Below are 13,701 nucleotides of genomic sequence, written 5' to 3'. Positions count from 1 at the left end.
GGCCGCCCTCTCAATCGCTCAGTGCATCGCGATGATCGCGCCGGCCTTTCGCCGACGCGTAATACCGCTGCAAGGCGTCGGTCGAGCGCGCGCTCAACGCGCGGATCTGGGCGTGCCAGTCGGTTTCCACTGGCCACTCACCGGCGATCACGCTTGGATAGATCTGCCGCGCGTAGCGATGCAGTGCCTTCGCGCCGATGTTGCCGCTGACGCCAAGCAACGCATGCAAGCTCGCGTGCGTCGCCTTGATATCGACGGCCGCGCTGTTGCCTGCGAGGCGCACGACGAGCGAGCGAATCTGTTCGATGCCGTTCAGGAACGATTCGTCAAGCAGATCGAGCGAGACCAGTTCCTTGAGGTGCGCTTCGTCGAGCAGGCTTTCTTCAGCGATGGTGGCGGCCGCGGGCGCGTTCGCAGTGGGGGGCAATGCCACCGGCGTCGCCGCAAAATCCGTTTGCGCGGCTCCGCCCGCGGTTTCCGTGATTCGTTGTGGAGCGTCCGCAACCAGCGCGCCGCGTGTGCCGAACTGCCGCGCGAGACATGCGTACAGCGAGCCGGCCTGCACCGGCTTGATCAACACCTCGTTGATCCCGGCGGCAACGCAGGCCTGCACCGCTTCGGCATCGGTGTGACTGGTCAGCGCAATGATAGGCAGCGTCGCGTAGGCATCGGTGCGCGCGCGAATCGACTTCGTCGTCTCGATGCCGTTCATGCCCGGCATGTTCACGTCCATCAGGATCGCGTCGATGAAGCCGTCTTCGTGCAGTTTGGTCAGCACCGCCTGACCGTGGTCGGCCTCGACGACGCTCGCGCCGCAGCGCTCCAGATACGCCTTCGCGACAAGCCGGCTGTAGGTGTCGTCGTCGGCGATCACAAAGGTTCTGCCGGCGAAGACATCGGGCAGTTCGCCCGGCTGACGATGCGTACCGTTGTCGAAGAGGGTCTGCAACGCGGTGAGCAGTTCCTGCACACTCGACGTCTTGCTGATGATCTCGTCCATGCCGGCGCGCCGCGCGCGCAGCCGCACCGCGATGCCCGGTTCGGCGGTATAGGCGGCGATCAGCACGTTGCGGTTCGGGCAGTCTCTGTCGCCGCGGAGGCGCTCGGTCGTCGTGTAGCCGTCCATCGCGGGCATGCTGATGTCCATCAACACGAGGTCGTAGAGCGGCGCGCGTCGCAACGTGGCGAGCGCAAGCTCGCCGCCCGACGCCTCGCTGACATAGGCGCCGGCCTTCGTCAGCACGCGGCGGGTGCGGGCGCGCAGCGTGTCGTCGTCGTCGACGACGAGCACGCGCTTGCCCTTGAACGCCGGCATCGCCCGTTCGAACAGGCGCCGCTCGTGCTCCTCGACCTCGTCGGCCGCTACCGGTGGAAAGCGCAGCGTGAACGCGGTGAACTTGCCGAGTCCCGATTCGCAGTCGATGCTGCCGCCGAACGCGCGCATCGCGCGCTGGCAGTACGCGAGCCCGAGCCCGGTGCCGCCCGAGTTGCCGGCCGTGCGAAACGGCTCGAACAAATGCTGCAGGATCTCCGGCGCGATGCCGGGGCCGGTGTCGCGTACGATCACCGAGTCGCGGTCGACGGTCAATGTGAGCGTCGCCTGCGGATCCGCGACGATGTGATGCAGCGCGTTCTTGATCAGGTTGAACAACGTGAACAGATAGACCGTCTCGTCGACCTTGAACACGAAGTCGCGCCTGACGACGACGCTCACCTTCGCGCGTTCCTTGTCGTTGTCGAAGCCGTATTCGGCGAGCGCCTTGCGCGTGGTCGCGCCAGCATGGAGGTAGCTGAGACTATCCGGGCGGATCGATTTCGCGGCGACTTCGTCGAGCGTCATCGCGATGATGCGCAGGCCGCGCTCGATCGACAATTGCCCCTGCGCGAGGTGGTTGTACATCAGCGAGGCCGTGCCGTCGGTCAGCGTCGGCGCCGCGCCCGCTTCGGTCGCCGCGGGCAGCGCTTCCTCGACGCGGTCGAGCACGTGCCGCAACTGGCTCAGCGGATTGCGCATCTCGTGCGCGATGGAACCCGCGAGCGCCTGCAACGCGCGGTTCTTTTCGACGAAGATGCGTCCCTTGCTGATCGCATGACTGAACGCCATGCTGCACAGCACGACCACTGGCAGCAACGCGAGATTGGACTTGTCCTGCGCGCTCAGAACGACCGGCGTCGGCGCGCTCAATACGCCGGCGAGCCCGCCGGAAAACACGCCAATACCGATGCAGGTTATCAGTAGCAGGGGGTTGTCGATACACAGCGCCAGAATGAAGATCATCATGACCTCGGTCATCATCCACATCGTGGAGAAACCGTTTCTGACGGTCAGGAACGTGCAGACGAACGGCAGCACGTAAATCAGACAGCAATGCCAGTAGATCAGCAGCGCGGGGTTGTAGCGCCTCGGCCAGCGCGCCTGGAACAGCAGGGGAACGCAGACGGCCGCCGCGCTGAGCCGCAGCAGCAGGTTGTCGTAAGGCTGCGGAAGGATGTAGGTCCAGACGACGTAATAGATGGGGTGACACAGGAGGCCGAGTGCGCCTCCCCATCGAATTGCGAACCTGCTTCGTTCCAGCATATCCCGCATGCTTTCGCGCGGTATCGCCATCAGGCCTCCGAGTTCATCAGGAACCCATCATTTCATGCGTATTGAATTGCTGTGATTCGACGCCTTCGGCGAGCGAATCGCCGTTCTTGCCGTGAAACGGTCCGACCGAAAAGCCATACTTCTTCAGGAGACCATGAGTATAAGAGACCGACCACACGGGCGGGCTGCCAATGATGAAATCGGAGGCGATACCTTCCTGCCATGCCGAATAGCCTTCGGCGAAGCAGGTATAGCAGTCGCGGGTGGATGGCAGCCTGAACGGGAACGCGGTGTCGAGTCCGGCGGGCCCGCGCGCGAAGCATTCAATATAGAGCGTATGACCGCGAGAAGCGAGTTCCGCTTCGACGCTTGCCGCGCGCGGATGCGAGTCGTCGATCCAGAATTGCGCGCGTTTGAGATCGGCCGCGCTCAGGTAAGGCACGCTCGTGCTGCTCGCGAGAATCGCACCGTCGAAGTCCGGCAGCGGCGTGTCCGGGCTGAACGTATGCACCGATACTTTCGATTTTCCGAGCAGGTCCGACGCGAGCAGCTCGTTCGCCTGATCGATCAGCAGGTTGATCTTGTCGGGCAGATCGATCAGCACCAGCTCCTTCGGCGCATCCTTGTAGAGCAGATACTTCGCGACCGTCGTGCCGAGCCGGCCGGCCGCGCCGAACAGCGCGAGCTTCGTGTTGCCGAGCTCGAGGTCGAGCTGTTCGCAGCAATGGATCGCCCAGTCCTTCAGCATCGCCGCGGTCGCCGCGTGGCCCGTCGTGATGTGAGGCGGCTTGACCGGCCGGGGCAGCGCGCCGTAGTTGCACGCGTAGGGCGTCGACGCGCCCATCGCGACCATGTTCAAGCCCGCCTTTCGGGCGAGTTCGAGCGCCGGAAAGAATTGCGTCTCGCGAAAGCGCTTGATGCCGCGCGGGCTGCCGAGCCACATTTCGAGCGGCACCGGGCAGGCGATATTCGCGCCGATCACCTGCGCGCCCGAATAGATCGGCGATGCGATGAAAGGCCTGGTTTTCCACAACTCCTCTTCGAACGATTCGCTTCGTTCGCGAACGTTGTGAAAAGAAAATGAAAGGGTTTCCCAATCGGTCGCGTGGAACAGAAAGCCGACTCCCCCCTGACGGGCCGGCAGGCTATCCCGGATCTGTTCCGGGTGAATTTCGTGCTTGAGCGCAAGCGGTGCACTATTCCGATGCAAAAGAAGTCCGGTTGGCTCGTTTGAAACAGGCGACACGTCTTTAAGGAGAGCGGTTTTCATTGGTTTTTCCGTGGTTTTGATTAGACGCTGGAAAAGTCAGCGCGCGGCGTGGCCAGCCGGTTGGACCGGCGACCCTTCAACTCTAGAGAAATCCACACCGATATGCCCGTCTGTTCGTGCACACAGCATTCACGAGCGGTCCATGACGGGTTGCCCGCCGGGTGGGGGTCGGCTTTGGGCAAACTCTTGAAAGGATTACGGCAGAAGTTTCGATGTATTACGGCGCGTCGTGGACCGTCATCGAATGGAAAAGGGCCGCTCGGCGGCCCTTTGCTTGCATGCCAGGCGAATTCCGGATTAGCGTGTGATGCTATAGCCGATTCGCGCGATCCAGCGATGCTGGTTGTAGTCGAGAATGTCCTCGCCATAACCACTGAAGAAGCCGAGCCACAGATAACCGCCCCAGCGGCTATTGATCAGCTTCGCCAATGGATAGGTGAACTGCGTATCGACGCTGCCTTTGCCGCCTTGCGTTCCTTTGCGCAGCGTCGTGTCCAATTGCGCTCCGTCGGGGCTGCCGTAGATGAACCGCAGGTCCACATAGCCGCGGTAGTCGGCGATGTCGTGGTTCTCGCCGGCGATGTGCGTATAGTAATAAATCTTCGGCTCGATGGTCAGATGGTAGCTGTGGATGTCGCCGAAATCCCAGATCGGCTTGAGGAACACATAGTCGACGCCGCGCGATTCCGGACCGTCGCGTCCATTCGATTCGTGTTCGTAGCCGGCCATCACGCCCATTCTGCTCCACCACTTGCTCTTCCAGCCGGTGTCTTCGAGGTAATAAAAGAGTGCCGGCATATAGCTGGTGTCGCGGAACGGCGCCGAGTACTTCTTGATATCCCACAGCGAGGTTTGCGTATAGGCGAAGTACAGGTTGTCCGCGAAACCACGCGAGCGCGGGTCGTCCGGAACGACGAGGCGGAACTTGAAGCTGAGCTGGAATTTCGCGAGGGACTCGCTACCGCCGCCATCGGCGAAATACGTCGGTTCGAAGGCGGAGAAGCGGCTCAGGAAAGTGTTGATTTGCGGCACCGGCGCATCCGGTCGTGATGGCGCGGGCGACGACGCGATCAGGCTCGTCGACGACGGTGCGCCGCTCGCGGTGCCCGCCGCCGTTGCTCCATTGGCGCTCCCGGCCGACGCGAGCGCCGCGTCCTTGCCGGAGCGCGGCGGACGCGTCAGCAGCACGTACGATGGCGACACGTCGAGATCCGGCACGTCGATCTGCATCGCGCCGCGCGCCCATTCGGGCCACGTGCCGGTATAGCGCACTGCCTTCAGTTCGCCGGCGGCGAGCTTCAGATGCTCGGGTGCGCCGCTTTCGCGCGTGAGCGCGAGCCGATGCGGTACCACGTCGGTATTGCTGATCGCGATATTCAATTGCGCCGGCACGTCGACTTCGGTGCCACCGGGTTGATCGCCGGCATAGACGATCGTCACTTCGAGTGGACTGCTCGATAGCGCTTCGCGCGGCGGACGCAATACGGAAACGCCGGCGACGCTATACGCGGAGTAACTGCCGAGCACCAGCGCAGTCATGCAAAGCGATAACCAGGGGAGAAGCCTGGAAAGCGAGCTGGAAACCGAGCCGGAAAGCGGACTTGAAGATAATCGGGAAACACGCGAGCGGTGGCTGCGAACGGCGGACTGGCGGTCTTTCTTCACGCGAGACATCGATCGATTCCGCACACGAAGCTCCTGGTGGTCTACGAGAGTTCAGGTCGCAAAGAGACGATAGCGTTAATGCGTGCAATTGGGTAGAAAATCGCGGCCGCCGTGTTTGATTGCGGAAATGGCGACGCGTGCCGGTTCCCGCTATCTGGCATTCTGCTCATTCTGCCAGTGCGATTACGGATTGCGTGAGTGGAAAAATGAATTAGGAGCGCTATCGGTGCAAATAGCGGGGGGAAGTGGGGATAATGCCGGTGTGTCGTTGCATTTGCGCAACGAAGGCTTAAATGTCAAATCGATTGTCATTCGCGACCCGGTGTATCCCCGCGTTCGCCTCAGTCATTTCCGTTATGGCAATTGCGCGTCAATTGGCGATTCGCTTTCGTGACAATTCGTTGCGCGGCCAATGCGGCGACTGAATGCTTTCTTCAATAGGCGAATTTCCGGTATTGCTCCGGCGCGCTTGCATTGTCGAGTTCGCTCACGCGCGGCATATGGCGCAGCAGGCGTTTCGCCCGTGGCGCCAATTGCTGATAGACGGCGCCGGGTACGTCGATGTGGACTTCCGAAGCGGCCCACGGTTGTCTCCTTTATCGAATCGTCGAGTTGGGGATGCCTGAGATACCTGAAGTTGCCTGGATGTGCCTGGATGTGCAGCTCATTGCCTCGGCGAGACCAGCAGCGACACCGGCACGCCGTGACAATCGACCTCCGCGAGAACCGTCGCGCCGAGCTCGGCGCCCGACCTGGTGGGCGCGTCGAACGGGCTCGCGTCGTGATCGATGTGCAGAATGTTCAGCGGCCAGGAGGGCCGCGTCAGCCGCTCGTGCGCGAACGCGCCGACCCAAAGCGGCGCCGCGGAGGTGCCGTTGTCGACCGCGTAGCCGCTCGGCCAGAAGCGAAGCACGTAGCGTTCCTCGCGCGAATTGCCCGGTCGCATGAAGACCAGCGACGACGGCACGCCATTGTTCAGCTTCGGCAGCACCGGCAGCGACACCGCCGCGACGTCGGGCGAAGCGAGCGACAGCAGGCTGTGCGCGGATACGTCGGTGCCCTCGACCCAGCCCTGCGCGCGCAACTGCTCGCGTATCGAAGCGGGCTCGGAGACCCATTGCAGCGTCAGCGGCTCCTTGCGATCGCCGCCCATGTCGGAGCGAAAGCACGGCAGCCGCTTCCACCCGGAGAGCTTCCACTGCGTCTGCGTGAACTGCACGGGGGGTGGTTGCGGCGCGCCGTCCGGCGGCGTCGGCATTGCGAGGCCGAGCTGCAGGCCGACACTGAGCGCTACGACCGCGAGCACCACGAGCGGCATGAAACGGCGCGGCGGCGGCGGCCGCGGATGCCGCCAGATCGCCGTCAGCGCAATCAGCGCGACCCACACACACGCGAGCGCCGCGCCGCCGATCGCGTCGGACACCCAGTAGCGGCCGAAGTAGACGCCCGCGAGCGCGACCACGATCACGACGATGATGCTGGCGGCGGCAACCAGCACGCCTCCGAGCTTGCCGATCCGGCGCGCGAGCAGAAACGCGAGAAAGCCGTAGATGATCACCGTCGCGGCGACGTGATTGCTCGGAAACACGAAGTGGCCACTCATGAGTTCGTTGGGCGGGGCGCGGCGCATCGCGAGTTGCAGGCCGAGAATCAGCAGCTGCGAAAACACGACCGCCGCGAGCCAGTAGACGATCGTGCGCCAGCGCCGCTCCCACACCATCCACAGGGCAACCGTGACGACCAGCGCGAACAGTGTGATGCCGCTGCCGAGTGTCGCGAGCGCCGCGAGCAACGTGTCGCCCCACGGCGTGCGTATCGATTGCAGAAAGTGATAAACGGACAGGTCGATGGTCGTCAGCGGATCGCCGCTGACGACGTCGTCGAGGATCCCGAAGAAAAGCGCGCCGGCCACCAGCACGATCAGCGACGTCGCGAGCAGGTGGGTCGCATCGGGCGTGTCGGGGTCGAGCATGCGGCGCGCGATGCGGCCGAGCGGACCCGGATGGTGGCATGCCCAGCTGCCGAGATGGCGGCCTGCCGCGCTCGACCAGGCATTCGCGTGTGATACCAGAAACCCAGCGCCGCGAAAGCTGAGCCACACGATGCACGCCAGCATCGCGATGATCACGACGAGCCGGAACGACACCGCCCCCGCGAGCAGCACCGACGCGCCGAACACGACGCCGGGCAGGATGTGCGCGGGCGCCCACAGCAACGCGGAGAGCACGTTGATCGAGAGGAAGCGCAGCGGCCGCATGCCCATCATGCCCGCGACGACCGGCACGATCGCCCGCAGCGGGCCGATGAAGCGGGCGAGCACGACGCTCTTGGCGCCATGCTTCAGAAAGAAGCGCTGGCCCGCGTCGAGTACGCCGGGGTGTGCGCGGAACGGCCACAGCGTGACGATGCGCTCCTTGTAGCGAACGCCGAGCCAGAAGCTGGCGCCGTCGCCGGCGACCGCGCCGACGATCGCCCACACGAAGACCCAGGCAAGGCTCAGCGAGCCGGTGCCCGTCAGCGCGCCGGCGAGGAACATCGCGGTGCTGCCGGGGACGAAGGTGCCGATGACGGCGATCGCTTCGAAAAAAGCGGCGAGGAAAACGACCGCGAGCATCCACGTCGAGTGGCCGGCGAGCAGATGCAAAAGGTGGATGTAGGCGTGCTCCATCGTGCGCGATCGGCCGTTCGGGCGTAACGATCGATCATAACGCGCACGGACATGCCGTGGGCGCGGGCGGGAGCGGCGCCGCTGCATCGATCGCGCGATCGGCTCAGAATAGATATCGTGCTCGGCGGATCGATGCGGTTGGAGGGTAGCTATGAAGACAGCAACAGGTGGGATCGTGTGGTCGGCGTTGCTTGCGGCGCTGTTGACGGTGGGGGCCGCTGCAACGGTAGAGGCCCAGCAACCGGGCAATCCTGGCGGCAGCCAGAACGGCACTCATGCGGGCACGAACGCGGGCACCAGCGGGGGCAGCGGCAATGCGGATGTCGGCGGCGCGATGGGCATCGGTACCGGCGTCAGTCCGAGTGCCATACCGGGGCCCGGCATGTCGGCGGGCGGCTCGTATGGGCTCGGCTCGGGTGGCGCGACCGGCTCGGGCGCCGCGCCCAACAACATGCGCGCGAACGGCACGGCGCTCTATATGAATCCCGACCCACGCGCGCCGAACGTGACCGGCCGCGCGGCGCCGCCGCGCTAGTGTCGCGCGGATAGAATGCAGGTCCGATCCGACCAAAGGGGAAGCGAATGGCGCACGGCGAGCACAAGTACCACGTATCGGTGAAATGGACCGGCAACCGCGGCAGCGGCACCTCCGGCTACCGCGACTACGACCGCGATCACGTGATTTCTTCCGGCGGCAAGCCCGACATTCCGGGCTCGTCGGATCCGGCGTTTCTCGGCGACGCGACGCGCTGGAATCCCGAGGACCTGCTGGTCGCGTCGGCGAGCGCGTGTCACAAGCTGTGGTATCTGCATCTGTGCTCGGAGGCGGGCATCGTCGTGCTCGACTATCGCGACGACGCCGAAGGCACGATGCTCGATACCGCGCAGGAAGGCCGCTTTTCGCAGATCGTGCTGCGCCCGCGCGTGACGATCCGCGCGAGCGGCGATGTCGAACTGGCCACGCATCTGCATCACGTCGCGCATCAGAAGTGCTACGTCGCGAACTCCGTCAATTTTCCGATTCTCTGCGAGCCGGTGGTGGAGACGGACGCGCGTTAACGCGTATGCGGCGGCGCGAAGCGTGCGAGCCGGCTGGCGAGCGGGGCGCCGGCCAGACGCTCGCTAGCGCTCAACGATTGCCGTCGAGCAGATCGCCGAGCAGTTCGTCGAACTCGGCTTGTGCGTCTTCGAGTTCCTGCAGCGCGGCGTCGAAAGTCTGCAACGCAAATTGCGAGGGCTTGCCGCTGCCTGCCGGCGGGAATTGCGATTGCAACGACGCGAACGCCGTCTGCACCCGCTTGGTGGCGGTCAACACGCGTTCCATTGCGGCGGTTTCTTCGGCTCGCGCCTTGTCGTGATCCATGAGAACTCCGGGGTCGTCGGGTTGCGTCGGAACGGCTCGTGCCGCTTCAAAAGGGGACTAAAGGGGGGACTATGCCACGTTCGCGCTCAGGACAGCGGCAGACCGCCAAACGCTTTCACTTCGCGCAACGATAACGCCGATTCCACCGACGTCACGCCCGGCAGGCCGCGCAGTTCGTCGCGCATGAACGTGCCGTAGTCGTCGAGGTCGCGCGCGACGATCTGCAGGATGTAGTCCGCGCTGCCCGACACGTTGTGGCACGACAGGATCCGCGGGATCGCCTGCACCTCGCGCTCGAAGCGCGTGGCCACCACGCGGTCGTGCACCGCGAAGCGCACGAGCACGAACGCGATCACGCCCAGACCGAGCCCGGCGCGCGACAGCACCGCGCGGTAGCAGTCGATGTAACCATCGTTCTCCAGACGTTTCAGACGCCGCGCGCAAGGCGTCTCGCTGAGGCCGACCATCTCGGCGAGACGCGCATTCGACATGCGGCCGTCGTTTTGCAGCGCGGCGAGAATCGCGCGATCGGTTTTGTCGAGATCGTCCGTGGACATGGTAAGGAGGGGGGGGCTGCAGGGTGGTGGAAGGCGTCGCCAGATGTCGAAATATTAGCGCATTCCGCTATTTTTTGAATGCAGAGGAATGAAAATCGCCAGCAAACGCTCCGCATCCGATAGCAACATGGAGCCTCGAACAACAAGGAGGCTCCGATGATTTCCGCTCACCTGCTGGCCGTCTACGTGGCGGCATTGATTGTCGTTTATGCGGTGCCTGGGCCGGACATGGCGCTGATCCTGCAAACCAGCATCGCGCGCGGCGTGCGCAGCGGCTTCGCGGCCGCGGTGGGGCTTGGCGTATCGCGCGCGACGCACGTGACGCTGTCGGCGTGCGGCATGGCGGCGCTGCTGCGCAACGCGCCGTGGCTGTACGACGCGGTGCGCTATGCCGGCGCGGTCTATCTCGCGTGGGTGGGGATTCAAATCTTCCGCTCGCCCGGGTTCGCATTGCCGGCCGGGTCGCGCGACAGGCAAGCGGCCGGCGCCCCGCGAGTGGAATCCACTGCGTCGAGCGATGCGGGCAATGCGGTGCGGCCGTTGCGGACCGCGTTCGTCAAAGGTCTGCTGACGAACCTGCTCAACCCGAAGGCGCTACTGTTCTGCTCGGTGCTGTTGCCGCAATTCGTGCGGCCGGAAGCGGGGCCGGTAGCGTGGCAGATGATCGAGCTTGGTGTCGTGCTGCTCGTGATCGGCGCATGCTTCGACGCGTTGTATGCGATCGGCGCTGCGCGCATCGCCAACTGGATGCGCGTCCATCCTTTGGCGCAGACCGTACAACGGTGGACCTTCTCGGCTGCGTTGATCGGCTTCGCGCTGCGGCTTTCGCTGGATTGAAACTCGGAGCTGGCTTTTGCATTCGTCGCGCGTGCGCGTACAGCCGATGCAAAGGCCGCGGTGCCAGGTGATTGTGTTAATAAAGCCGATAGCGCAGCCGGCCGCGCGCACGCGCGGCGACACAACCACCTTCTCACGCTCATCGATGCAAACCTTCCTGCTGTATGTCGTGACCGCTGTCGCCGAGATTCCCGGCTGTTACCTGCCGTGGCGCTGGCTTGCGTGGCTGTGGGTCGTGGACGAGGTGCGGCCCACGCTGTGGGACGCGGCAGGCGTCGCGCTGACGCTGGCCGGCATGGCGGAGATCGCATTCCAGCCGCGCCTGCACACGTGAGGGCGGCCGCGCGATCGACGACCCGCCTGCTCCGTTTACTGCTGCATCCCGCCCAGATAGTCGAGCTTACCGAGCTCGACACCGTTATGACGCAGGATGTCATACGCGGTCGTCACGTGGAAATAGAAGTTCGGCAGCACGAAACCGAACAGATATGACGCTCCGGTGAACTCGATCGGACCTGTCCGCAGTTTCATCGTGATGGTGCGGCTTTCCGAACCGTCGATCTGCGCCGCGTTGAATTCCTTCAGGTAATCGATCGTTTTCTGGATACGGGCCTGCAGTTCATCGAAAGTCTGCTCGACGTCGTCGAACTTCGGCGGCTCGACGCCGGCGAGGCGCGCCGCGCAACCCTTCGCGGTATCGCTCGCGATATACACCTGGCGCACGAACGGCAGCATGTCCGGCGCGAGCCGGGCATTCGTGAACACCGACGGTTCGATCTGCTTTGCGGCCGCGTGCGCTTCGGCCTTGCCCAGGATGGCCTGCAGGTTCGTGAGGCCGCGAATCAGCACAGGCAGTGATGCTTGATACATCGAAATTGACATGGGTTCCTCTGATTTCTCGATCGTGCGCGCAGGCGGCGCGCGCGGCAATGAAACGGCGGGAATGCCGCTTCAGCATCATAGCGTGTCGCATCCACGCCGCGCATTAGACCCTGGCCATGCGGACGACTGTCGCGCTGGCCGGAACTGTGTTCGAATGCTTTGGTCGGACGCGTGTTCGAAGTTCTTGAACAACCCCTGCCGCGTATCGCCACGATGCGCTTCATGCAGGCGCGTGGCGTGCCTGGCCGCCGCCGGGCCGCGCGGTCGTGCATGACCGCGTGCGAAGCCACGCTAACAGGAGAGTCGATACCATGGTCACCAAGCATCCATTGCCGGGCAGCGAGCGAAAGGTCGCGCAGGGCACGACGGTCATCGGGCAATGCGATCCCGCCGAGCGGATCGAGGTCTTCGTGATGCTGCGCCGCCAGCAGCAGGCGCAGTTCGACGCCTTGATGAAACGCATCGAAGCCGGCGACGCGAGCGTGAAGCCGTTGTCGCGCGAGGCGCTCGCCCAGGACTACGGCGCCGCGCCCGATGACATCGCGAAGGTCCGCGCGTTCGCGGCCGCGCATGGGCTCACCGTCGCGCGCGAGGATCCGGCGGCGCGCTCGGTGCTGCTGAGCGGCACGATCGCGCAATTCCAGAGCGCGTTCGAGGTCAAGCTCGAGCTCTACCAGCATCACACGGCCGGCCAGTTCCGTGGCCGCACCGGCACGCTCAGCGTGCCGGACGATCTGCATGGCGTCGTGGAGGCGGTGCTCGGACTCGACAACCGGCCGCAGGCGCGTCCGCACTTTCGCATCCGGCCGCCGTTCGTGCCGGCGCGCGCCGGGCAGACGTCGTACTCGCCGCCGCAGCTCGCCTCGCTCTACCAGTTTCCGCAAGGCGACGGCGGCGGTCAGTGTGTCGGCATCATCGAGCTCGGCGGCGGCTACAACACGTCGGACCTCAAGACCTATTTCTCGAGCCTCGGTGTAAGCGAGCCGACCGTGACCCCGGTCGGCGTCGATCAGGCTGGCAACGAGCCGAGCGGCGATCCGAACGGGCCGGACGGCGAGGTCACGCTCGACATCGAGATCGTCGGCGCAATCGTGCCGGGCGCGGCCATCGCCGTGTACTTCACGCAGAACAGCGACGCCGGCTTCATCGACGCGGTGAGCCGCGCGGTGCACGACACAACTAACAAGCCGTCGGTGATCTCGATCAGTTGGGGGGCGCCGGAATCAGTGTGGACCAGCCAGTCGATGCAGGCGCTCAACAGCGTACTGCAATCGGCGGCGGCGCTCGGCGTGACCATCTGCGCGGCCTCGGGCGACAGCGGGTCGAGCGACGGCTCGGGCGGCGGCGACGCGGTCGACTTCCCGGCGTCGAGCCCGTATGTGCTCGCCTGCGGCGGCACGCACCTGAGCTCGTCCGGTTCGGCGATCACGCGCGAGGTCGTGTGGAACGACGGCGAGCAGGGCGGGGCCAGCGGCGGCGGGGTGAGCAGCGCGTTTCCGGTGCCGGCGTGGCAGCAGGGTTTGTCGGTCACGGCGACGGGCGGCGGCGGCCAGCCGCTCGGCGGGCGCGGCGTGCCGGATGTCGCGGGCGATGCCTCGCCGTTGACCGGCTACGACGTGCTGGTCGACGGAATGCAAACGGTGGTGGGGGGCACCAGCGCGGTCGCGCCGCTGTGGGCGGCGCTGATCGCGCGCATCAACGCGGCGAAGGGACAGCCGGCCGGCTTCGTCAACGCTAAGCTGTACAAGGCGCCGGGCGTCTGCAACGACATCACGCAGGGCAACAACGGCAGCTTCGCGGCGTCGAAGGGGTGGGACGCCTGCACGGGACTGGGCAGCCCCAATGGCGGGAAGGTGGCGGGCGCACTATAGT

The 13,701-nt window shown here is 64.8% G+C and carries 12 protein-coding genes; 5 read left to right on the top strand and 7 right to left on the bottom strand.

Going from position 1 to position 13,701, the window contains the following annotated elements; genetic code table 11:
- Positions 1-10 precede the first annotated feature (10 nt).
- From F6X39_RS19390 to F6X39_RS19375, 4 genes are all read right to left on the bottom strand, one after another.
- Positions 11-2,608, bottom strand: a complete 2,598-nt coding sequence (locus tag F6X39_RS19390; RefSeq protein WP_187617752.1) for a hybrid sensor histidine kinase/response regulator — start codon at positions 2,606-2,608, stop codon at positions 11-13.
- 16 nt (positions 2,609-2,624) lie between these two features.
- Positions 2,625-3,857 carry a hypothetical protein gene (locus tag F6X39_RS19385; protein WP_184036638.1) on the bottom strand — a complete coding sequence of 411 codons (1,233 nt, stop codon included), beginning with the start codon at positions 3,855-3,857 and terminating at the stop codon, positions 2,625-2,627.
- Positions 3,858-4,154: 297 nt separating this feature from the next.
- On the bottom strand, positions 4,155-5,396 hold the full coding sequence (locus F6X39_RS19380) for a phospholipase A (RefSeq protein ID WP_187617751.1): 1,242 nt from the start codon (positions 5,394-5,396) through the stop codon (positions 4,155-4,157).
- Positions 5,397-6,186: 790 nt separating this feature from the next.
- Positions 6,187-8,190, bottom strand: coding sequence for a bifunctional DedA family/phosphatase PAP2 family protein (locus F6X39_RS19375; protein WP_187617750.1), 2,004 nt, complete (start codon positions 8,188-8,190; stop codon positions 6,187-6,189).
- A 151-nt stretch (positions 8,191-8,341) separates the two neighbouring features.
- Here F6X39_RS19375 and F6X39_RS19370 point away from each other — a divergent pair, with 151 nt between their 5' ends.
- Together F6X39_RS19370 and F6X39_RS19365 are read left to right on the top strand one after the other, a co-directional pair.
- Positions 8,342-8,725, top strand: coding sequence for a hypothetical protein (locus F6X39_RS19370; protein ID WP_187617749.1), 384 nt, complete (start codon positions 8,342-8,344; stop codon positions 8,723-8,725).
- Positions 8,726-8,772: 47 nt separating this feature from the next.
- The gene (locus F6X39_RS19365) at positions 8,773-9,249 is read left to right on the top strand and encodes an OsmC family protein (protein WP_090806238.1); all 477 of its coding nucleotides are present in this window, start codon (positions 8,773-8,775) and stop codon (positions 9,247-9,249) included.
- 70 nt (positions 9,250-9,319) lie between these two features.
- Here F6X39_RS19365 and F6X39_RS19360 read toward each other — a convergent pair whose 3' ends face one another.
- Both F6X39_RS19360 and F6X39_RS19355 read right to left on the bottom strand, forming a co-directional pair.
- Positions 9,320-9,553 (bottom strand): hypothetical protein, encoded by a 234-nt coding sequence (locus tag F6X39_RS19360; RefSeq protein ID WP_187617748.1) that lies wholly within the window; start codon positions 9,551-9,553, stop codon positions 9,320-9,322.
- Positions 9,554-9,639: 86 nt separating this feature from the next.
- A complete protein-coding gene (locus tag F6X39_RS19355; RefSeq protein ID WP_184071377.1) occupies positions 9,640-10,110 on the bottom strand; it encodes an Lrp/AsnC family transcriptional regulator in 471 nt (156 codons plus the stop codon).
- A 156-nt stretch (positions 10,111-10,266) separates the two neighbouring features.
- Here F6X39_RS19355 and F6X39_RS19350 point away from each other — a divergent pair, with 156 nt between their 5' ends.
- The gene (locus F6X39_RS19350) at positions 10,267-10,947 is read left to right on the top strand and encodes a LysE family translocator (RefSeq protein ID WP_187617747.1); all 681 of its coding nucleotides are present in this window, start codon (positions 10,267-10,269) and stop codon (positions 10,945-10,947) included.
- Positions 10,948-11,092: 145 nt separating this feature from the next.
- Entirely contained in the window at positions 11,093-11,281 is a 189-nt protein-coding gene (locus tag F6X39_RS19345; RefSeq protein ID WP_187617746.1) for a hypothetical protein, read from the top strand.
- 35 nt (positions 11,282-11,316) lie between these two features.
- Here F6X39_RS19345 and F6X39_RS19340 read toward each other — a convergent pair whose 3' ends face one another.
- On the bottom strand, positions 11,317-11,829 hold the full coding sequence (locus F6X39_RS19340) for a DUF1993 family protein (protein WP_184036655.1): 513 nt from the start codon (positions 11,827-11,829) through the stop codon (positions 11,317-11,319).
- A gap of 311 nt (positions 11,830-12,140) precedes the next feature.
- On the opposite strand from F6X39_RS19340, the gene F6X39_RS19335 reads away from it, so the two are divergent.
- Positions 12,141-13,700, top strand: a complete 1,560-nt coding sequence (locus F6X39_RS19335; protein ID WP_187617745.1) for a protease pro-enzyme activation domain-containing protein — start codon at positions 12,141-12,143, stop codon at positions 13,698-13,700.
- The last annotated feature ends 1 nt before the right edge of the window (position 13,701 follow it).

The sequence above is a fragment of the Paraburkholderia sp. UCT2 genome, assembly GCF_014397665.1.
Taxonomy (GTDB): domain Bacteria; phylum Pseudomonadota; class Gammaproteobacteria; order Burkholderiales; family Burkholderiaceae; genus Paraburkholderia; species Paraburkholderia tuberum.
Note: the sequence above shows the minus strand (reverse complement) of the source record. Positions and strands in the feature narration are given on the sequence as shown.